This window comes from Roseofilum reptotaenium CS-1145 (genome assembly GCF_028330985.1).
GTDB classification, from domain to species: domain Bacteria; phylum Cyanobacteriota; class Cyanobacteriia; order Cyanobacteriales; family Desertifilaceae; genus Roseofilum; species Roseofilum reptotaenium.
This window is the reverse complement of sequence record NZ_JAQMUE010000090.1, coordinates 1-20,781: the sequence shown is the minus strand read 5'-3', so window position 1 is coordinate 20,781 and position 20,781 is coordinate 1. Positions and strand designations below refer to the sequence as shown.

23 protein-coding genes and 1 pseudogene are annotated in these 20,781 nt (G+C 44.1%); 17 read left to right on the top strand and 7 right to left on the bottom strand.

Annotation, left to right across the window (positions count from 1 at the left end):
- Positions 1–5 precede the first annotated feature (5 nt).
- Positions 6–2,012: an FAD-dependent oxidoreductase gene (locus tag PN466_RS20730; protein ID WP_278003172.1), complete on the bottom strand. Its 2,007-nt coding sequence runs from the start codon at positions 2,010–2,012 to the stop codon at positions 6–8.
- A gap of 465 nt (positions 2,013–2,477) precedes the next feature.
- Here PN466_RS20730 and PN466_RS26505 point away from each other — a divergent pair, with 465 nt between their 5' ends.
- On the top strand, positions 2,478–2,594 hold the full coding sequence (locus tag PN466_RS26505) for a Uma2 family endonuclease (protein WP_390890049.1): 117 nt from the start codon (positions 2,478–2,480) through the stop codon (positions 2,592–2,594).
- A gap of 3 nt (positions 2,595–2,597) precedes the next feature.
- Positions 2,598–2,780, top strand: coding sequence for a hypothetical protein (locus tag PN466_RS20720; protein WP_271943346.1), 183 nt, complete (start codon positions 2,598–2,600; stop codon positions 2,778–2,780).
- Between the two features lie 34 nt (positions 2,781–2,814).
- On the opposite strand, the gene PN466_RS20715 is transcribed toward PN466_RS20720, so the two are convergent.
- Both PN466_RS20715 and bioU read right to left on the bottom strand, forming a co-directional pair.
- Positions 2,815–3,732 (bottom strand): DNA adenine methylase, encoded by a 918-nt coding sequence (locus PN466_RS20715; RefSeq protein WP_271943343.1) that lies wholly within the window; start codon positions 3,730–3,732, stop codon positions 2,815–2,817.
- Positions 3,733–4,027: 295 nt separating this feature from the next.
- Positions 4,028–5,029: a (S)-8-amino-7-oxononanoate synthase BioU gene (gene bioU / locus PN466_RS20710; protein ID WP_271943341.1), complete on the bottom strand. Its 1,002-nt coding sequence runs from the start codon at positions 5,027–5,029 to the stop codon at positions 4,028–4,030.
- Positions 5,030–5,344: 315 nt separating this feature from the next.
- Here bioU and PN466_RS20705 point away from each other — a divergent pair, with 315 nt between their 5' ends.
- From PN466_RS20705 to PN466_RS20665, 9 genes are all read left to right on the top strand, one after another.
- The gene (locus PN466_RS20705) at positions 5,345–5,554 is read left to right on the top strand and encodes a DUF2997 domain-containing protein (RefSeq protein ID WP_271943338.1); all 210 of its coding nucleotides are present in this window, start codon (positions 5,345–5,347) and stop codon (positions 5,552–5,554) included.
- Between the two features lie 46 nt (positions 5,555–5,600).
- Positions 5,601–5,987: a DUF1257 domain-containing protein gene (locus tag PN466_RS20700; RefSeq protein WP_271943336.1), complete on the top strand. Its 387-nt coding sequence runs from the start codon at positions 5,601–5,603 to the stop codon at positions 5,985–5,987.
- Positions 5,987–6,433, top strand: coding sequence for a ferredoxin (locus tag PN466_RS20695; RefSeq protein ID WP_271943333.1), 447 nt, complete (start codon positions 5,987–5,989; stop codon positions 6,431–6,433). The genes PN466_RS20700 and PN466_RS20695 overlap by 1 nt, the downstream gene beginning before the upstream one ends.
- Before the next feature lie 62 nt (positions 6,434–6,495).
- Positions 6,496–7,161, top strand: coding sequence for a hypothetical protein (locus PN466_RS20690; protein WP_271943330.1), 666 nt, complete (start codon positions 6,496–6,498; stop codon positions 7,159–7,161).
- 12 nt (positions 7,162–7,173) lie between these two features.
- Entirely contained in the window at positions 7,174–7,587 is a 414-nt protein-coding gene (locus PN466_RS20685) for a hypothetical protein (protein WP_271943327.1), read from the top strand.
- A 597-nt stretch (positions 7,588–8,184) separates the two neighbouring features.
- Positions 8,185–8,928 carry a GDSL-type esterase/lipase family protein gene (locus tag PN466_RS20680; protein ID WP_271943324.1) on the top strand — a complete coding sequence of 248 codons (744 nt, stop codon included), beginning with the start codon at positions 8,185–8,187 and terminating at the stop codon, positions 8,926–8,928.
- A 99-nt stretch (positions 8,929–9,027) separates the two neighbouring features.
- Positions 9,028–9,342 (top strand): hypothetical protein, encoded by a 315-nt coding sequence (locus PN466_RS20675; protein WP_271943321.1) that lies wholly within the window; start codon positions 9,028–9,030, stop codon positions 9,340–9,342.
- A 361-nt stretch (positions 9,343–9,703) separates the two neighbouring features.
- Positions 9,704–11,923: a PhoX family protein gene (locus PN466_RS20670; protein WP_271943318.1), complete on the top strand. Its 2,220-nt coding sequence runs from the start codon at positions 9,704–9,706 to the stop codon at positions 11,921–11,923.
- Positions 11,924–12,157: 234 nt separating this feature from the next.
- Positions 12,158–13,174 carry an NAD-dependent epimerase/dehydratase family protein gene (locus PN466_RS20665; protein WP_271943315.1) on the top strand — a complete coding sequence of 339 codons (1,017 nt, stop codon included), beginning with the start codon at positions 12,158–12,160 and terminating at the stop codon, positions 13,172–13,174.
- Between the two features lie 7 nt (positions 13,175–13,181).
- Here PN466_RS20665 and PN466_RS20660 read toward each other — a convergent pair whose 3' ends face one another.
- Positions 13,182–13,805 (bottom strand): hypothetical protein, encoded by a 624-nt coding sequence (locus tag PN466_RS20660; RefSeq protein WP_271943312.1) that lies wholly within the window; start codon positions 13,803–13,805, stop codon positions 13,182–13,184.
- A gap of 300 nt (positions 13,806–14,105) precedes the next feature.
- On the opposite strand from PN466_RS20660, the gene hrcA reads away from it, so the two are divergent.
- Positions 14,106–15,206, top strand: coding sequence for a heat-inducible transcriptional repressor HrcA (gene hrcA / locus PN466_RS20655; protein ID WP_271943309.1), 1,101 nt, complete (start codon positions 14,106–14,108; stop codon positions 15,204–15,206).
- 6 nt (positions 15,207–15,212) lie between these two features.
- On the opposite strand, the gene PN466_RS20650 is transcribed toward hrcA, so the two are convergent.
- Positions 15,213–15,650 carry a hypothetical protein gene (locus PN466_RS20650; RefSeq protein WP_271943306.1) on the bottom strand — a complete coding sequence of 146 codons (438 nt, stop codon included), beginning with the start codon at positions 15,648–15,650 and terminating at the stop codon, positions 15,213–15,215.
- A 276-nt stretch (positions 15,651–15,926) separates the two neighbouring features.
- On the opposite strand from PN466_RS20650, the gene PN466_RS20645 reads away from it, so the two are divergent.
- Both PN466_RS20645 and sfsA read left to right on the top strand, forming a co-directional pair.
- Positions 15,927–16,796: a transporter substrate-binding domain-containing protein gene (locus tag PN466_RS20645; RefSeq protein ID WP_271943303.1), complete on the top strand. Its 870-nt coding sequence runs from the start codon at positions 15,927–15,929 to the stop codon at positions 16,794–16,796.
- Positions 16,797–16,804: 8 nt separating this feature from the next.
- Positions 16,805–17,536 carry a DNA/RNA nuclease SfsA gene (sfsA, locus tag PN466_RS20640; protein ID WP_271943301.1) on the top strand — a complete coding sequence of 244 codons (732 nt, stop codon included), beginning with the start codon at positions 16,805–16,807 and terminating at the stop codon, positions 17,534–17,536.
- 395 nt (positions 17,537–17,931) lie between these two features.
- Here the strand turns inward: sfsA and PN466_RS26655 are convergent.
- Positions 17,932–18,120 (bottom strand): annotated as a pseudogene (locus tag PN466_RS26655) (IS4 family transposase); the annotation flags it as partial.
- 254 nt (positions 18,121–18,374) lie between these two features.
- Here PN466_RS26655 and PN466_RS20635 point away from each other — a divergent pair.
- Together PN466_RS20635 and PN466_RS20630 are read left to right on the top strand one after the other, a co-directional pair.
- Positions 18,375–19,148, top strand: coding sequence for a cysteine hydrolase family protein (locus PN466_RS20635; protein ID WP_271943298.1), 774 nt, complete (start codon positions 18,375–18,377; stop codon positions 19,146–19,148).
- Between the two features lie 42 nt (positions 19,149–19,190).
- Positions 19,191–19,658 (top strand): cupin domain-containing protein, encoded by a 468-nt coding sequence (locus PN466_RS20630; RefSeq protein WP_271943293.1) that lies wholly within the window; start codon positions 19,191–19,193, stop codon positions 19,656–19,658.
- A 10-nt stretch (positions 19,659–19,668) separates the two neighbouring features.
- On the opposite strand, the gene PN466_RS20625 is transcribed toward PN466_RS20630, so the two are convergent.
- Positions 19,669–20,301 (bottom strand): YdcF family protein, encoded by a 633-nt coding sequence (locus tag PN466_RS20625; RefSeq protein WP_271943291.1) that lies wholly within the window; start codon positions 20,299–20,301, stop codon positions 19,669–19,671.
- Between the two features lie 163 nt (positions 20,302–20,464).
- Between PN466_RS20625 and PN466_RS20620 the strand changes: the two genes are divergently transcribed.
- Positions 20,465–20,647, top strand: coding sequence for a hypothetical protein (locus PN466_RS20620; protein WP_271943288.1), 183 nt, complete (start codon positions 20,465–20,467; stop codon positions 20,645–20,647).
- Positions 20,648–20,781 lie beyond the last annotated feature (134 nt).

The following is a 20,781-nucleotide window of genomic DNA, read 5'->3' as shown; positions in this document are numbered from 1 at the left end:
GAGATTTACTGCCAACTGTCCCAATTTTCATTCAGAATTGAGGTATTGGGAAAAGCGATCGGATTCCCTTGATTCACTAACCGTTGTTGCAAGACTTCTAATTGGGGTTCTGGTGCGGGTAAATTATCGACCAATTCATAAGGCATCAGATCGTTTTCGAGGGCAAAAACGGCCGTATTCCCGGCTGCTGCACCAACTGACCATTCAAAGGAATGCACCCGATAGGCAGCCGCCGCAATATGGCTGGCGGCGATACTTTTACCGGCAATTAACAGGTTATTTAATTGTTGGGGAATCATAGCTCTCAGGGGAATTTGGAAGGGGTAAGCCGTCCCTGCGCCTTGACGTTCTCCTTCGCGCTCGGTGTTACCGGGTTTTTCCGGAGGACTTTGCGTCATGCAGGGGTGAAAGTCGATCGCATAGTGACCAATGCCAACAGAATCTGGAAAGATAGTGGAGCGGGTGCGACGTTGGGGAGGGTTAGGTAGGGCATCAGATTGCAGAACCTCGATCGCCTCTAATCCGGCGATCGCCGCTCGAAAGGCTCTGTATTCCTCTGGGGGTAAGGCTTGGCTATAATAGTCATCGGTATATCCCTGGCGAGAAATATCGATTTCCCAGATGGTAAATCCATCAGGATGGGCCCAACTGGGACGACCAATAATCCGTCGTCCTTCACGCATATAGGGATATTTCGACAGTCCATGAGCGGTTCCCATGGGGGAGTCTAACCCAGATAAAAAGCGATAATTGGGATGGAGTTCTTTAAATCCATCTCCCAATTGGGAATCCGTGGTTCCCGCCACTAACCAGTAATAAAATCCCAAAGCATGTTCTTCGGCTTTGCGTAAGGCATCAACGCGCAGTCCTCCCAGCCATCCCCCAGGCTGCAATTGACCGGTGGCTTGCAGTTGGTTTGGAGTATAAATAAAGTTATCGATTGAAGTCCCTGGACGGTAATCATTGCCCCATGTCCAGTTTTGCATCCCGATATCCCCAGGGGTGGGTTTTGTAAAACCAATGCCTCTAAATTTCGTGGCTTCTCCTGTGGTTGGACTCCAGATCCGGCGATAGGTAAACACTAGATCAAAACTGGCTAGGCGCTCTAATTCGTAGCTATAGTAAGGGGCATATTGGGGATAAAAGTCTGGCATCACCTGGGGTTGAGGTTCGTCCATGGTTTCCATGGCGAAGGTGTAGGTAAAGCCTTGGGTACAGTAGGGATTGCCGGTTTCACTCGATGAAGAGGGTTCTAGGGGCGATCGCGGATCGATCCCCAAACGGTGAGGAATATTGGTGAGTCCAATTAATTCCCCGGTTTCCGTCGCATCGATGACATACCAGGGTTTATCTTGGGGTGCAATGAAGCGGATAATACTTTTAGTCAGATACTCGGAATTGTCGTAAGTATAAGCATCTTCTAGGGTTTGGGAGAGAAAGCGGGTATTTAGGGGCGGTGCGCCTGGTGCGGCTTGGTGTTGAATGGCACTTGCTGCTTGAATGAGGGTGCGATCGCCATTATAATCCAAGTCTTTCACCACCGTATTGGGATACCAATGCAGCGTCCCTTTCCCCTGTTTTGCCGCAGTTTCCAGCATCTCCATCAGGATCAAATGACCATCTTTCGGTAGAAAGCAGGAGACACTCACCCAACACTCACCTGGATTTAGCTTGCCATAGGTTTGGAAGATGCGATCGCGCAACTCCAAATACCCGCGAGAATAAAACAATTGCGCTCTTTGTGTCGTTCTCTCATCTAACGCCGAAGTTCCCTGGGAAGAAATTTGACCCCCTACCCAGTCCGTCAACTCCGTCAGGCAAACCGTTTTACCTCCGAGCAACGCCTCATAAGCAGTCGCCGTACCTGCCAGTCCCCCACCCACTACCAGTACATCACAGGAGACGGTTCGATCCGGTTCCGGGGATGCCAGTGCCGCACTTGACGAGAATCCGGTAATAATTAAAGTAGATAGCAATCCTAGGTATTTTTTCATTTGAGATGAAAATGCCATAGAGCATTCTCATATTGTAAGTCACCAATTCGTTAATATAGCATACAAGTACCCGCAGTTATCTATTGCTCTAACAAAAACCCTATTACGATTAATCTTATAACTTCCCTCATCTGTAACCCTCGCCAAACTGAAGTTTTCTTACCATTCTGGCAACACTGTAGTTGGGCAAACGATGAGGTTTGGCGCGATCGCGACTGTCCCGAAAAATCAAGCTATACTACTACCAATATAAACTCTTAGTCCAGATGGGTTCAGACGGAATAAATAACTGCAATACTGGCGATTTATTCACCATATTTTTTTGGATCTGGTGCAGTCAAAAGCAAAATCAAAACTTTAGCTCTTTTGGTGACTGTTTACTAGAAAAATCGCAACACAGTGCTGCTGCACCCGATCTAGTTCTCTATATTGGAGACAATTATCTCACCTGGAATCCTGAAGACCAACGCTATATTGATTTAGATCGATCTGGTTGGTGAAATTTCCGATACCACCTTATCGAGCGATTTGGATCAGAAAAAACACTTGTATGCTTCTTTCGGTATCCTTGAATATTGGGTGATTGATGTTAAAGGATAGCGAGTGTTTGCCTTCAAGCTACAAGACGATAACCAATATAAAGAGTGCGATTATTTCCAAGGTTTATCTGGCTTACCCATAGCTCTTCTTGAACAAACCCTTCTTCATCTACAAGAAGCCAGTAATATCACCGTTGCCAATTGGTTTTCTGAGCAGATTCAATCTTTGGATATTAAAGAAGATTAATGAAACAGCCACCACTTTTTTAAGGAGGGCTATTTCATTTTTCAACAGGTTTGCACTCATACTTGTTATAAATCAATAATTCTAGAATTTTCCCTCTTTTCGAGCCAACTGCATTGATTGCCCGTGAAGCTTTAACTTCAACAACTTCATAGCGAGAATCGCGGTATAACTCACGAATTAATGGAGCATTAGAATTGCTGATCAATACATTACAACCTTGATCGGATAACCGATCGCATACTAGCTTCAGTCTTTCCTGCTCCCTCTGCCCAAAACCATCCACACTATATCCTGTGAAAGATGATGTTTCAGAAATGGGATAGTATGGAGGATCAAAATAAACCAAGTCTCCTTTCTTTGTAGTTGAGACTGCATCCTCAAAATCACCTTCATAGATTCTAACTGATCTGCGATTGAGAAAGGCACTAACTGCCTTTATCGTAACCGGATCTGCTATAGCAGGATTTATATAATTTCCATAGGGGACATTAAATTGCCCTTTACTATTCACCCGAAATAATCCATTAAAACAAGTTTTATTTAAATAGATTAGCCGTGCTGCTCGTTCGACTGGTGATAATTGCTTGAACGTAGAACATCTATCTTGACTGCGCAATGTATAGTAATATTCTTTTGAGTTATTTCTCTCATGTTCCTTGCAAGCCATAAGCAGTTCATCAGAATCATCTCTAATTATTTTGTAACAATTAATTAGTTCAGGATTTGTATCATTAATAATGCTCTTGGCTGGCTGAAGTGAGAACAAAACTGCACCTGCACCAATAAACGGCTCATAGTATTGACCATACTTTTGTGGAATATACTTTTTGATAACTGGGAACAATTTTCTTTTCCCTCCTGCCCATTTTAGGAACGGCTGAACTAGGGAGTTGTCGCTACTCCCTTTTCTCCTTTGAGAGTCTAATGATTTTGCTATAGCCTGTTGTGGCATATTTGTTCACCTAAAACTTCTCATCCAGGAGTCTATGATAGTACAAACATGCATTCCCATGTAAGCATGAAACTTGAAAATCATAGAGTAGAAATAGAATATTATTTTCCTATAAACACGCCATAAACCAGGGAATGAGAGGAATTCACCTCTGAAGAATCAATCCTATCAAATCCTTGAATATTAGCTATAGTTGTTATGATTTCGTATGAGGAATCTTGGAAATTAATCAAGCAGAATCGAGTAGGGTTATGGACACTCTACTCGATCGCCATCAGTGAGGGCAAATCCTCATCTAGCGGACAAATTGGGGCATGACTTCAGCAGCAGTAAAGAGTCCGTGGATACCGCGACGATGGAAAGAAATTCCGGCTTTGAGATAGCCAAAAGCTGGCCCGCAAACGTTGGCCGCCATGCTGGTTTCATCACCTAATGTGAAGGTATGGGTAGAAATTTTGCCTTCAAAGGTGCGTCCCGTGATTTGGACGTTGGTACTGAGGGGTTTTTTGGGGTTACGGGTATCGACAATACCACCGACGGATACGCAGGAGCGATCGCAGATTCCAGCTAATTCCAGCATAATATCATCGGCATGTTCCATATTTTCTAAAGCCAGAATACCGTTAGTTTTATCCAAGAGCGCCTCAACTTCGGCATCACTCATCGCTCGTGCTTTCTCCACATCATAGCCAGGCATATGGGCAATATCTTCGCGAATGGTTGCCCGATAAGCTTCCCAATTGGCAATACCCACCCCAAAAGTGATTTTACACGAATGAATTTCAGCATAACTTTGGGCAGCTAGAGCAGCAGCAGCAGTCAGTAAACCAGGAGTTGCGCCACATCCAGTCATGTAGGTAATGCCAGCTTGTTGCAACTCATCTTGTAACTCTAGCAGTTGTTCTACGGCACTGGTGCGTTTGAGGGCATCCACCAGCACCCCTTGCCAACCGGAGGCAATAAACTGCCGAGCCACATCTGCCATGAAAGTGTTGGGGAGATTGGGAAGCGCTAGAAAATAACCGTCTACCACAGAAGCCTGTTGGATCAAATCAGCAATGCTATTCTCGCTCAGGATTCCCCATGGCTCTAAATATCCCACAGAATGGCGATCTCCATACACTTGAGCGCAAACATCCCCATCTAACCCCTCTGGATTGTAAGCATAGCCCTTATGGTCAGCCACCGCCGTTAACCGCATTTCCCCTTTGGGAGCCAAAACCTTAGCCGCAGCTTGTCCCAAACCGCCAAAGCCCAAAACACCAACATGCATCACCCCAATATTTTGGTTGTTCATTATCGTTACACCAATTTTTTGAACCAGACTAATCCTCCATTATCAACCATTGGGCGTGATTCCTTCGCCTATAGCCCTTATAAGAAATAATTACAAATGATAACGATTTATATCTTCGACAGTGAACCCTCAAATCCTTATATCCTAGGATTCTTGACGATTTGAGAAACTTGCGTCACACTGACCAATAATTGAGAACACACTTCAAGTGTGTCATAATTTTTGTTACGATTTGCGTCGTTATGATGCAACTAAAAGTCCGGTTCATGCCTTTAAGCAAGAACCATAGGCTTGGTTTATCAGGGACAAATTCACATGGAAACCCTAGAGTTCATCATTTACCCGGATGGTCGGGTAAAAGAAACCGTTACTGGCATTGTTGGATCGTCCTGTGCAGAAGTGACCGCAGCCATTGAAGCTCAACTCGGTCATGTACTCAAAGTCGAACCAACGGCTGAGTATTTTGCCCAAGTGCAACAGGAACAGGACGTTACCACGAATCAGGCTACGTTCAGCCAATGGTAACGATTGTGTCAACTGTATTTTGTATTTTTACACCAAACAACCTGCCATGTCACACTTTAGTCAAATTAAAACTCAGATTCGCAATTTAGAGGCTCTGAAAACCGCTTTAAGTGAGTTAGAGATTGATTGGAAATCTGGCCCGAGTCCCGTTCGCGGATATCAAGGACAAACTCACGACGCTGAAGTGGTGATCGAACAAGAGAATGGTTACGATATTGGCTTTAGTTGGAATGGCCAATCCTATCAATTAGTTTCGGATATGCAATTCTGGCAGCAGAATCTTTCCGTACAAGGATTTATCAATAAAATCACCCAGCGCTACGCCTATCATACAGTGGTGCAAGAGACTGCAAAACAAGGGTTTGAAGTAGCAGAACAGCAGAAAAATGAAGATGGTTCAATTCGCTTAGTGCTGCAACGTTGGAGTGCATAATGGATGATTTTTATCCCCTTTCAACCGACGATCAGGATTTAGAACGCAGTGGACTAGAACCTGAATTAGGCGGTGTGTGGCGGGATGAACCAGACCGGACAGGATTTGAACCCGAATTGGGGGGAATCCTGCGCCAGAAAGGGGTTTATGTGGATGAGGTAACCTGTATTGGGTGCAAGCATTGCGCCCATGTAGCCCGAAATACGTTTTATATTGAAGACAAGTATGGGCGATCGCGAGTAATCCAGCAAGATGGAGACCCAGAAGAGCTGATTCAAGAAGCGATCGAAACCTGTCCCGTAGACTGTATCCACTGGGTTGATTATACCGAACTCAAACAACTCGAAGCCGAACGGAAATATCAAGTCATGCCTGTTCCTGGTTTTCCGATTAATCGAGCTTTGATGTCATCAACCCAACGCCAAATACACCAAAACCCGGAATAAATGAACTCGAAAGGCTGTAACTCTACAGCCTTTTATTATCGGTGATTTTTTCTAATCCAATCATGATGAGTCAAGAAATCGTAGAGCAAGTGACCCAAAGCTACAAAATCTTGCTCGCTTATCATCAGCAAGTCGGCAGCCTATTTAAACTGCTGGATAAAAGATTTTCATCAGAAAATAATGGCAAAAAACTTATACCTCTTTCTGTGGATAAACTATTTGCCGTTTGTGATGACGAGTATATGTTATTAGATCACTATACCTTATCGAATCGCCAGCAACCCTATGATACAGGTCTCCCCTTTTGGTTAGGACGTTTTTATGTTGATGCAGATCGTTTAATCGGCGATCGTTGCATTGATGATTACTTCGCCCAAGAAATTCCTTATATGGCCTTTGTCTGGATTTGGGTGGGTTGTGACGATCCCAATGTGGCGGATGTAGAGGAACCTGAATGTTGGATTGCTATCGTCGATCCTCAACCAAATAATCCTGAAACGCGACTGTATGATATGGCAGAAATGGTTTGGAAATTTATACGCATTGAGACGACGACAGAAAAAGAAGAAGATGGATGGATTTGTGGGCGTTTTTATCCGAATTCTCTAGGCTGTGAGTTGAATGGGGTGTGGAAAGTACAACGATTTCCGCTTAAGGATCTATCTAGTTTATATGACATCTATCAGCAAATTATTAATCCGTTAACTCACAAGATTGCTGAATTATAAACAATAAAAATCATGATATTACTGCGTGCACTTTATGTAATCACTCCAAAAGATGATTTGAAGAAAAAGTTATCTCAGTTAGACTTAGATACTGACTTGGAGTATATATTATCTGAAGATTTTGTTTGGAGCTATAATAGAGCAAATACAGAAAATGAGGATGATAATTTTGAAGTAAAACTACTTTTTTTGATGTATTTAAGAAATGAATACTTATCTGAACAGACCTATAAGCAAATCTTGGATGACCCGTTGATCAAATTGGAATTGTTTGATAAATGGTGGACGATGGCTCGGTATTTTGAAGATGATTCTTGTTCAGAGATTGAGAAAAAAATCGATCCTTGTATTGCGAATCTCTTGGTCGATACAGGAATAAAAAGAGTGGATTCATGGATAAATAAAATGAAGAAAATAACTAAATAACCTTTGAAATGGGGTTTCTTTAGAGAGAAATCGGGTTGACATTGCAAAATGTGAGGGGATTCAAGTCATTGAGGTGGAGATATAATGCTCTACTCTTATTCTGAAGCACAAGAACAACTTTCATCTTTTTGGGCTGGCTTGGACTGGATTGAGAGATGTACCCGTTATTCTCGGCAACATGAACTTCTTTGCAGAGTTCAATGGGTGTTTTTATCGACACGATTTTACTTTTGAAGTTTGCCCAAAGGATAGATAAAGTTTGCAGCTACGTAGCCAGGGCAATCAAAAGTAAAATGGAGAGACACTGTTGAAACCGAGGTTAAGCCAATGACAGTTCGACAACCCCGCATTGCATAATTGATATTAATGAGTCAGAAACTGTTCCTCTAATTGGGATGCAGCTATTGCGAGGCTATGATTTTCGGATTCAGACAATAAAAAGTGGTATGGTTACGGTCAAAGCCTTGAAGTAGAGCAAGAAGTTTTTGACTGGCTAAAGTTAGGCAAAAAAGAGTGAAATCCCCGCCTATCCCTCCCCTTCTTTGCTTTTCCATATCCTTGTAGAAACCCGGTTTCTCACCGATCGCTACAATAGGGATGATCAATCAATTCTCCGTCATCATGATCTCGTTTATCCTCAGTTTAATTCCACTTCCCTTGGCAAAACACACAGTTCAGCGATCGCTCCTTCTGATCCTCCTCTGGTTCACTACCTGGGGACTCGTCATTGGTTGCAGTTCCTCAGTAAACCAGGTCAAAAATGTGCAACTCGGACAAGGAGAACAGATTATTGTTTTAGGCAATAGCATTGCCTCTGGCTATGGAGTAAACCCAGAGCAAGCGTTTCCCAGTGTTTTAAGTCGTCAGTTGAATGTGCCGATTCTCAATCAAGGGGTTGCAGGAGATACAACAGCCATGGGGTTAGCGCGTCTGCAAACCGATGTATTGGATGAAAATCCCTGGTTAGTGATGGTGGAGTTGTCAGGGAATGACTATCTACAACGCATCCCCGAAACGGAGACTGAGGAGAATTTACGCCAAATCATCACCCAGATTCAAGCTCAGGGGGCAATCGCCGTGATTTTAGGCATCAATGTAGGCATAGTGGGAGATAGTTACGATCGCATGTTTGAGGAATTAGCCCAGGAGACACAAGCCTATTTGATTCCTCAGATCCTCAAGGGCTTGCTCAGGGATGAGCGATATCGGCAAGATGATATCATACATCCCAATGCTGATGGACATGAGATTATTGGCGATCGCGTCTTTGAGGGACTACAACCCTTACTTAAAGCCGCTAAGATTCCCTCTAATCTGGAGAATCTCATCATTGAGCGATAAGAGAGCAAACGTGTTAACCTTTGTAACGTATCAGAGGTCTTCCAAAGAACCTGGTAAGATACCTCTCAAAACTCTCCGATCTTATTAAGGGACATTGTTATGAGCTTGGAAAATGTACGCCGCCATCTTTCGGAATTAGCGGAATTAATTAGTCAATTGGAGTATGAAAACCTGACTACCGAACAAAGGAAAGTCAAGGCTTCCCTAATTGAGACCTATGAAACAATGAGAACCCGTGTTATAGAAGAATATTGGCGCGAGATTGAGATGAAAGGCGCTTATATGTCCGAAGATGCAGGATTAATTGGAATTGCCCAACAATTAAAAGATCAGTTAGAGGCTGATGGGAATTATTTAGGCAAAACTCAAGAAGCCTTCGATGCATTCATGGCTGATTTAGAGCAATTGCGTTAGAAAGCTTCTAGACGATAGCTAGTGAATCAAAAAGTTAGCTCAGACAATTGGCTCTAAGTCAATTGTCTGAGTTTTAGTGTTGGAACTTTATCAGAAAGTTACCAATGAGTTCTATAGGGCGTAGCGCTAGGGAACAGGCAACAGGCAATAGTAGACGGTGAAAGAGTTATAGGATTTAGAACTGTCCTAACCCTAAAACGTAGCGCTATAAACATCTCTTACTTTGCTCACGTTAGCCACGAGCGATCGCTCAATCTCAACTGACATTAATGAGTTATTTCCTTAGAAATAACGAAAGCTTAACCTAATATCGATACAGTCATAATGTCAAAAACTGAGCGCTCAACTCAACTCGTTAACGATGACATTCCAACGCAGACAATTTTTATTATTCCTGGGAGCAACTGCAACAACTGTTGCCTGTGGTTCTTTGGGACAGCAGGGCGGATCGGCTTCTGTACCTGGAAGTTCAGCTACCGCAGCCTCCTCATCTAAAGCTTTAGGCTTAACGTTCGATCCAGTCAAATATCCTTGTCCCCTCTCCTATCAAGGGCTATCGCCAGAGCAACAAAAATCCTTGTATAGTACCTATGAAGTCCTCGATGATGTGGTGCTGCCTGAAGGATACACTTATGATGTGATAGGAGCTTGGGGAGACAAACTAGGCAATTCTCGGTTTGGATATAACAATGATTATCTCTCCTTTGTCCCCACCGGGCCAGACACAGGGTTTTTAACCATTAACTTTGAATACGTCAGTGTTCCTACCTGGGAGCAAACCTATCCGATGGTGATGGGTAAATCTCTGCCCTCCAAAGTGCTGCCTGCACTGGACAAAGCTGGAAGTGACGGAATCAATGCCTTTGAGTTGAACGATCGCGCTTTGAAAGCTGAATTCTATGATTTTTTTAAGGAAACCTTGATCGATCAAGGCATTGGGGTGATTTCTCTGCGCCGGGAGGCCAATGGGCAATGGGTGAGAACCTATTCCCCCCAAGACCGCCGGATTACCGGCATCTCTGGCTTAGAGGATGGAAACTATCTGCGAGCAACTGGCCCCAGCGTGTCCATTTTCCGCAAGACCAATGGCATAGGTTATATTGATACTCTGAGCGATAAAATTATCGGTACATTTAACAACTGTGCCGGGGGAACCAGTCCTTGGGGTACGGTATTCAGCGCGGAAGAGAATTTCCAGAATTTTGTCCCCGAAGGGGTTTATGCTGATGGTACCTCTTTGCATCCCAAGGCAAAACCCGTTCAACGAGATGAGTTTGAGGGTCAAGGCAACCCCTTTGGGTTAGCCGGTAATAAGTATGGTTGGATGGTGGAAGTCGATCCAGCCAATGGTAATGATTATGGAACCAAGCATACTTGGTTAGGACGCTTCCGCCATGAAGCGGTAGGTATTCGAGCTGAAGCGGGTAAGCCGTTAGTGGTTTATTCAGGATGCGATCGCCGGGGCGGTCATGTCTACAAATTTGTCAGTAAAGGACTGGTGCGTAATCCCCAAGATAAAGCCAACTCGCGCCTGCTCAGTGATGGAATGCTCTATGCGGCTAAATTTAATGGCGATGGAACGGGGTCTTGGATTCCCCTAAAAGCTGATACTCCCGTCAATCCTGACCTACCGAGCGATTATCATGGAGGCATGATTCCCCTACCCCATCGCGATCGCACCCAAGGCGGATTTGAGAAAATTGAACAGGATGGGGCGATCGCCGTCTTCAAGCAAAAATTCCGTACTCTGGGCGACCTCTACCAGGGCAACACCCCAGAAGAAGTGCAAGGAGCCATCCTCATTGATGCTCACTTCGCTGCCAACGCTGCCGGAGCCACCTGTACGGCTCGCCCCGAAGATACCATGATCCGTCCCGGAGATGGGGCACTCTTCATCGCCTTCACCTCCGGCAGCCCTGGCGGAGATGGCGGGGCCCATAAAGCCGTCTTCTCCAACAGTAAAGGGGAAAGCCACGAACATGGCTGGATCATGCGTCTCGAAGAAACCAGCAACGATCCCGCCGCCATGACCTTCCGTTGGGATAATCTCGCCATGGGTGGAGAAGCCACCGAAGGCGGAATGGGCTTTTCTAACCCCGATAACCTGGATTTTGATTCCATGGGTAACCTCTGGATGGTTACCGATATGTCTACCTCCAGACACAATAAAGCTGTGCCCAGTGGACGGGTAGATGAACAACGCAACTTTATTAGTCAATCCAATTTACGGGGGATTTTCGGCAATAACTCCATGTGGTATCTTCCCCTCTCTGGTGAACATGCAGGAGAAGCCTATCCCTTTGCCCTGTCTCCTATGGAAACCGAATCCTGTGGCCCGTTCTTCACAGAAGATCGCAAAACCTTATTTCTGGCGATTCAACACCCTGGAGAACGGTATGGAATGCGGAAAAACATGGCATCAGAAACCCGTGAATTTTCTATGATGACGACTGACGGCCAAGAGTTCATGCAAAAGCGCGTAGTGCCTCTGGGGTCTAACTGGCCGGGTAAAGGGCCGAACGATCCTCCCAAACCTTCTGTAATCGTAATACGCCGGATCGATAATCAACCCCTTGTCTAAATCCAGTTAGCTCTTATCCTTGATTGTCTTGTTCATCTCCCTCTGGTTCAGTGCTGGGGGGAGATTTTTGGCGATCGTATAGCGCTGCGCGCTAGGGAATGGGGAATGGGGTCGGAGAATGGGATTACCTCTGGCTATAACTTTGACATCGAACAAGCTATCCATGCCATTTTCCAATATTTGTCAATACTATAGCCCAGCGCTATAAAATCATCAGATTAAAATGGAGTATTGATGATGCCAAGCGACCCTCTCAATCAGCAAAGTCCCTGCGAAACTATCTTGCTAACCGGCTCGTCGGGCTGGCTGGGGCGTTTTTTAGCTCCACGCTTAGGCGAAGCAGGCTACCAAGTCGTTGGACTCGATATTGCTCAGGGCGACTACACGACGATCATCGGTAGTGTTGTCGATCGCTCATTAATTGACCAGGTTTTCTCTAATTATGACATCGGAGCAGTGATTCACAGTGCCGCGCTTCACAAGCCTGACATTGCTCGCTACTCTAAACAAGCTTTTGTTGATGTCAACATATCGGGTACGCTAAATCTCCTTGAAGCAGCGGTAAGGGCTGGACATGACCGCTTTGTGTTTACCTCAACTACGTCATTAATGATTTCATCTGAGGTGCGAGCCGGTATAAAAGGTGGAGCAAAACAAGCATTTTGGCTCGATGAAGAATTTGGGCCGATCCGACCCCGCAACATCTACGGTGTCACTAAGTTTTCTGCCGAACAGATCTGCCAACTGTTTGCCGTCAATCATGGACTTGATATTGCTATCCTGCGTACTGGGCGCTTCTTCCCGGAAGAAGACGACACGCTGAGGTTCCCAAGTGGTCTAAATTTAAAGGCTAACGAGTTTCTGAATCGGAGGTTGACCGTCGAGGATGCGGCGGCGGCTCATGTTGTGGCACTCGAACGGATAAAAGGAAAGGGATGTGAAACATTTATACTGTCTGCACCGACTCCATTTAGTCGAGAGGATACCCCATTACTGATCTCAGATGCACTCAGTGCGATCGCACACTATTTTCCAAATGCGAAAAAATTATATGACGAAAGGGGTTGGACTCTTCCAGCACATATCGATCGCGTTTATGACGCTTCCAAGTTAGAAAAACAACTGGGGTTTCGTCCGAGGGTCGATTTCTCGGTCATTCTTGATGCTTTAGCCTCGGGCGCTCCTTTGCCCTATCACCACGATCCTCTGTATGCTTCACCAAAGGAAATGAATACGACTAACAGGACATAAATCGCAGTCAATTTGTACTGGGTGTTTGGAGCGTAATACCAAATAGGATCGCGAGAACTTTAGCCAAGTCATTGGGGACACCGTAGGTATTGATGTCTTTTTGAATCAACTTTTGCTGGCGATGAAACAGACCAAATTTCCAGGTATCTCCTGTCGTAACTGCTCCGTAGAGATAGTCTACAGGGGCATCAATCCACTGGTCTAGGGCAATGAGTTCTACTGCAAGTTGGGTAAATCCTTTTCCAAGATCGGCATTTTTCGCTTCAATAATCACGAGATTTTGAGGGGTGGGAATGAAGTAATCCACATTTCCCTTGAGTTGGTTGCTGACTCGGATCGAATATTCAATCTTGAGGGGTGACTGGATAAACTTGCAGACGGTTTTCAGCACTGGGAAAATGAGTGATTCTCGACGAGCAATTTCTGAGGTAGGATCGACTAACGCCAAATTTTCTGCCAATTCATCAGTCAGTGGGGTGGGGTCTAGGGGTTGCTGCTCTGGGAGTTGGAGAGAAGTAGACTCCATAGCAACCCCGAATTCAGCTAAAATATCGGCGGTATCAAAGGGTAGGGTACTATACTGGCTAAAGCTGTAACTAGCGGCAGGGTCAAGAATTGAGGGTTTCACCATTGCTTTACTCTGGCAGCTTGTCTCATGGACTCTCCTGGATGGAAGTATAGCAAGCGATCGCAAAACTCCATATCATCCATTATACCTTGGCTCCAGAAATTTCTAATGCTAGGAGAAACTGGAGAGTGACAGAAGAGGGTTATGCTATCCCCCTATTCCCCTAATCCCTATCCTAGAAGATGGATGGACAAATTCTTGCTATCTTATGACTTATAGATCAAAATTTCCACCGATGAGCGTCCTGGTTATTTTCAGTACACATCGGTTATCGATTCCATAATATTTCTGATATACACTCAAATGCACTTAGAATTTAAACTGAGCGATCGCCATAAGCGCGTCTTACAAGCAACGGTCAATCATTATGTTGCCACAGCCGAACCCGTAGGTTCAAAAGTTTTGGTTGAAGAATATAATTTTTCTGTAAGCACGGCTACCATTCGCTCTTGTTTAAGTTATTTAGATAAATCGGGGCTACTCTATCAACCCCATACTTCAGCCGGTCGTGTCCCTTCAGATTCCGGCTATCGCTGGTATGTAGACCATTTGATGACCCCAAATGTTAAGACAGGGAAACAAGTGGAAAGCTTGCTACAAGAAAAGCTCAATTGGCAATGGAGTTTAGAAGCCCTCTTTAAATCAGCCGCCCAAATTTTATCGAGTTTAAGCGGTTATATTACTCTGATTACTATGCCTCAAGCGCAGAATGCTCGGTTGCATCATTTGCAATTAGTGGCGGTGGATAGCGATCGCGCCAGTGATGGGTCGCATTATCGCGCTATGCTAATTTTGGTTACCGATACGTACCAAACCCATTCTACTTTTATTGACTTACCCAAGACAGAAGAAGAAGGAAGCCAAACCCTAGAACAAGTAGCCAGGGAATTGCAAGTTCTCTCCAATTTTCTTAACCATAATTTGAAAGGACGGTTACTGACGGAGTTGGAGCATCTAGATTGGACGGAATTAGATAGCGAATTTGAACGCTATGGAGAACAGCTTACCCAGGTTTTGAACCAGTTTCAACAGCACCATGCGACCTCTGTTTATACGGATATTTGGATGAGTGGGGTTGCAGAATTATTGCGACAACCAGAGTTTTCCCAACTGCATCAGGTACAAGCTTTAATTCATTTGCTCGAAGAAGAACCCACTCAATTATTGCCACTCATTGTTCAAGTTCCCGATCGGGAAAAAAAAGGTAGTCGGGTGCAGGTTTGGATCGGCTCAGAAAATCCTTTGGAACCGATGCAAAGTTGCGCTCTAGTGACTTCTTCCTATTTTCGTGGTTCCCTTCCTGTCGGGAGTGTGGGGGTTTTGGGACCAACGCGGATGATGTATGAAAATGCGATCGCCGTGGTGGAAGCCACGGCAGGTTATCTCTCAGATGCTCTGAGTTAGGAGTATTTATTTAGGATCTTTGGATTCAGCGTCGCTTTGACTGCGGGGAGCAGTTAAAATTTCCCAAGCTGCCTTAGCCGCTTCCGAGAGGCGATCGCCAAATTCTTGGGCTTGCTTGACAATATTGTCCCAATTTTTCTCTGCATCTTTTTGTAGAAGTTTGAGAGAATTTTCAATCCGATCGGGATCAAATAGGTGTTCTTCTTCTAGGCTGGTTTTTGCTTTCTTAACTGAACTGAGATAGGTTTCTAAGGTATAGTTTCCAGCTTTATGAAGTTCTGACTGGGCCCTGGTTTTAATGGCTTCAATCAGCGCCATAGTCTCATTTTTAACGGTTTCTGTAGCATTTTTTAGACCCTCATCTTCTTCCACCATGGCTTTGGTTTCAGGGCTAACTTCCACTTCTACTACGGTAGATTCTTTCGGTGTATCAGTTTCGCTCATGATTAGATAACCTCATATAGACGATCGCTACGCACTAGGGAATAGGGAATAGGCAACCAGATTCACCCCGATTGTAATGGAGTTGTGAGTCTTTTGCCCGATGATGATAATTACGAGTTTATTCTAGCGGGCGCTTGGCGATCGGCTAAGGCGGTAAACTCTCCATCATGGGTACGGTTGACTCTCCTCTCTACTCAAGTATTGTCGCACAATTGACAAAAAGAGGATTTGGGGATATTCTTACTCGTCAGCTTATTCCGACAATCAATAACGGTAATGTTCAAAAAAATAACTGCGATCGCCGCCAGCTTGGGTATCCTGTTAATAACTGCTGGAGCCAGTCCAGCGCAAGAAATTCTGGAAGAAATTCAAAACACCGGAACCTTAAAAGTCGGCATTCGTAAAGATGCAGCTCCTTTCGGCTATGTAGAATCGGGAGAATGGGAAGGACTTTGCATCGAGATGATGGAGTCTTTTACTGAAGAATTAGAACAGCAATTCAACCGCTCTATTGAATTGCAAACCATTGAATCAACCCTCAATGAAGCTTCCTCGAATGGTCGATATCGCAGTGTCAGAGATGGACGAGTTCATCTAGAATGTGGACCGAATACTATCAGCACCACTCCACCTCAAGGAACCGAGTTTTCCACAAAATTCTTCGTTACGGGAACCTATTTTTTAATGCGTCCTCAAACTCGAATTTTGTTCAAACCTTTGGGATTTTTGGAAGGATTAGATATTGGAGTTTTAGATGATACTCTAACACGCAAATTTATTGAGAGTCGCTATCAACTCGCCGATCCAATATCTTACACCGGAAATCAAGGCAGACAACAAGCTATTCGAGATGCTATGAGAGGAACAATTGATGCCTTTGCCAGTGATGGGATTCTCTTAGTTGGAGAAGCCGAAAGACAAGGATTAACTTCTTCTCAATACAGTCTTTTACCGAATGAACCGCTAACTTGTATTTCCTATGGTATGATTTTGCCCTCCCACGATCAGCAATGGATAGAAACAGTTAATCTCTTTATTGCCAAAGGAGATGCGATTAATATTGTTACCCGTATCTTGACAGATTTAGTCGGGGTAGAATCTCCTTATATCGATGTGACGATCGCCGCAATGGATAAGTGCAGTTAATTCTAGAAATGTCATCTTTTTTATATCACTATCCTCCCCTATTTCCAGGTATTCTCAAACGTCGCTATAAACGGTTTTTAGCTGATATTGAATTGGAAACTGGGGAGTTGATTACGGCCCATTGTCCCAATACAGGGCCGATGACTGATGTTTGTGAAATTGGCGCTCCGGTACAAGTATCCTATCATGACAATCCTAAGCGTAAGTTGGCTTACACTTGGGAAATGATTCAACTGCAAAAACCGGAACCGATTTGGGTGGGGGTGAATACGAGTTTACCCAATCGAGTCATTAAATTAGCTCTAGAGCAGCGAATTTTTCCTGAGTTAAAAGACTATGAAACCCTGAAAACTGAGGTCGTTTATGGCAAAGATCGGCGCAGTCGCGTGGATTTTCTCCTGACTGGAGATCCGCCAATTTATGTAGAAGTGAAAAATACCACTTGGGCTAAAAATGAGGTTGCCTTGTTTCCCGATACGGTAACCGATCGCGGTCAAAAGCATTTACGGGAGTTAATGGAACTTCCTCCAAAAGCAAGAGCGGTGATGCTCTATTTCATTAATCGCGCGGACTGTGAGCAGTTTTCCCCTGGAGAGTGCGCCGATCCCGTCTATGGAGAACTGTTGCGTCAGGCGATCGCCAAAGGAGTAGAAATTCTCCCCTGTCGCTTTTCTGTCACTCCAGAAGGGATAGAGTATCTGGGTTTAGCTGAACTGAATCTTTCCAAGAGGTCAACCTAGGGACGGGAGTGACATCTGCTGCTTCTCAATGACTCAGACTCATCTTCTCAAATTAATATAGCAGACAAAGGGAAAGTTAGGACATTTTCTATTGACTATTGCCTCTTGCCTATTGCCTCAAACAATAACCTAACTGTCTTAACCAACTCCTTCTCTTCTCGGACGAGTCGTTTTTAATTTCCCTCCTAATTTATACCTCACCGTCTTATGAACCGTTTTATACTTAACTACCTCCCCGTGTTTTTCCTACAACCATTCCTGAATTTCTCCATAACTATTAAATCCTTTCGGCTCCTTTAGTCTTTCAGATAACTTCTCTTTAAGTTTGCAACTAATGGTTTCTATTGAGGCAATTGTCTGAGAGTATTTATTAAGCGCAATATCATGAAGAGAGGTATCCACCACAACATGGAAATCGCCACTCCCTGATGGACAATACCCAATGTGAAGATATTGTAGCAATGGTTCCCTAATTCTCGACTGGTAAGGTATACACTCAAAACCCAAGGTTGGGATATCTGCATCCAACTGACCACTATTTGGGCAATTTCCGTATAATTTAAGCCAAACCCAGGGTAAAATCTTCAGGAAGAATAATCATATTGAGAAAGCCCTTTTTAGAGTAAATGGAGCAATTACAGTCGATCGCTCCCATTTCCGTACCACCACCTGAAACTTCACCACTCCAGAGTGACAGCCCCCATTATAGGTTTACTGGTAATTCTAGTTTGTCGGTCATCTTTCATCCCCTTTTATCATTTCTTTAGGTTTTCTGGGTAGCTTCCCATTGGCTCCATAAGCTTAAATAAAGCAGCCTTATTTGATTCAGGAGCATCCAATGAACCAGCCTCTCAACCCTCTGGGAACTCCACCCAACGCTTGGCACGTAAATGCTAATACTGCTGATATTACCCGTTCTCCAGTTCCTCCTCAACCCATTACCCTGACTACAGAAACCAAAACCTTACGGTTAGATTTGGCAAAATCTGCCCTATTGGTGATTGATATGCAAAATGACTTCTGTCATCCCCAGGGTTGGTTAGCTCATATTGGAGTCGATGTTGCACCAGCGCGATCGCCTATTAATCCATTAAATCAGCTTTTGCCCCTCTTACGCACCGCTCAAGTCCCCATTATTTGGCTCAATTGGGGGAATCGTCCAGACTTATTGAACATCAGTGCCGGGTTAAGGCATGTGTATAATCCTACTGGAGAAGGCATTGGATTAGGCGATCGTCTCCCTGAAAAAGAGGCAAAGGTCCTCACCGCAGGCAGTTGGGCTGCCGCCATTGTAGACGAACTCGTACCCCAACCGGAAGATATTCACATCGCTAAATATCGTATGAGTGGCTTTTGGGATACTCCCCTCGACAGTATTCTCCGTAACCTAGGGAAAACCACTCTCTTCTTTGCCGGAGTCAACGCCGATCAATGCGTTCTCTGTACCTTACAAGATGCCAATTTTCTCGGCTATGACTGTATTTTAGTTCAAGACTGTACTGCCACCACCTCGCCCTCCTATTGTTGGGACGCTACCCTTTATAATGTCAAACAATGTTTTGGCTTTGTTTGTGAGAGTGCAGCGCTCATCGAGGGAATTGAAACTATTTAAACAGAAATAATATCAATCTCTATCCTAATTTTCTCTAAGATTATGAATAAGCATCATTGCATGATTCCAGTCTTCAAATCTCCCACAGAGTATCAAGCCTATCGCATTAGCCCGAAAGACAGCAATCGACTGGCGATCGTCTTCGATCCCACCATGTCCGATTTTTCCTTAACCTATTGTATTGAAATTTTCGATCCAGGAGGCAAAACGCCCCCCAACCGCCATCAATTAGCTGTAGAAATGTTCTTTATCTTAAAAGGAGAAGGATTAGCCTATTGTGACGGTAAAGTAGTAAGCATTCAAGCTGGCGATAGTTTAATGGTGCCGCCCACCGGAACTCATGTGATTGAAAACACGGGAAAAGGACGCATGTATGCCCTTTGCATCATGATTCCCAATGAAAATTTTGCTGAACTTATTCGCAGCGGAATTCCTGTAGAATTAGATGCAGAAGATATTGAAGTTTTACGCCGTTCCGATCGCACCAAAGCCCTAGTCAACAATTATTAATCATTAATTGTTATAGTGCTTCAGTTTGTTTCAGATTCTGGGCACGCAGTTTATGGAATTGGGGATTAAGCGTCGCCGCAGTGCGCCCCGTTAGTGTCCATAAGATCGAGCGGCTCACATCTCTGGCAAGACTAAGCGGCGATTCTCCCTCATCTGAAGACGGTACTTCTATGGGCGTAAAGGTAATGCCTTGACTCCCTAAAATAATCGTCGCGATCGCCTTTGATCGGGGCATATGAAAATCGGACGTAATCAGATAAACATGGTGAATATTTTCTGACTTCAAATCATCCACCAATGTCGAAAAATTAGTTACGGTATCCACAGCTTGATAATCCAAATGAACCCGTTCTTCCGGAATACCAGCAGCCTGGAACGCTTGACTTGCTTTTTTGCGCCCAACACCAGAAGAGACCCAAATTTCCAAGGGATACTCTTGCTCGGCAGCAAATTGAGCGGTAAAGGGTTCGCGATCGTGATTTCCCCCCAACATTAAAATGGCTTGCGGTTGGGGAGATTTGCGTAGTGCTAATGTGGTTTGAAGTTTAATCAAAGTCCCTAATCCCGTCACATAAACGCCCAATAAGAGCAATACGATACTGACCGATTTTTTGAGATTTGTTTTGGTAAAAATAGGGGGCATGGGTCTCAATTTGCCAAACTCCTTACCTGATGTCCACTCTTCTAGAGACAAACTGGGTCAAAAAATGTTCCTCAATTAGATAATCTTCTACTCTAGGAATAAGGTTGACGATAAAATCATTGTTAGGTATAATGAATTCAATAAACAGTTTGAGGAAAGTAATATGGCTAAAAATACAGGGGAGAATTACCGTAAAGGTTCAGTTAAGAATCGTTCTCAAACCTTTAATCCCCAAAATAACAGATGGGTTAAGCGAAATACAGAAAACGAGCAATTTTTAGATCAAAAGGCTAATGATAAACCTTTTAAAGGAGTTGCTCAAGAAAAAGATGGCTGCCGTCATTAGACATCTCCTAAAAATAATACTAGAGTAAAAAAGTGTGTTATAATTCAATTTTACCGAAGATAAAATCATGAGCAATATTGACGAGTTTCTGCGACAATATCCCCAGGAAACCCAAAGAGTGTTAGGGATTAATG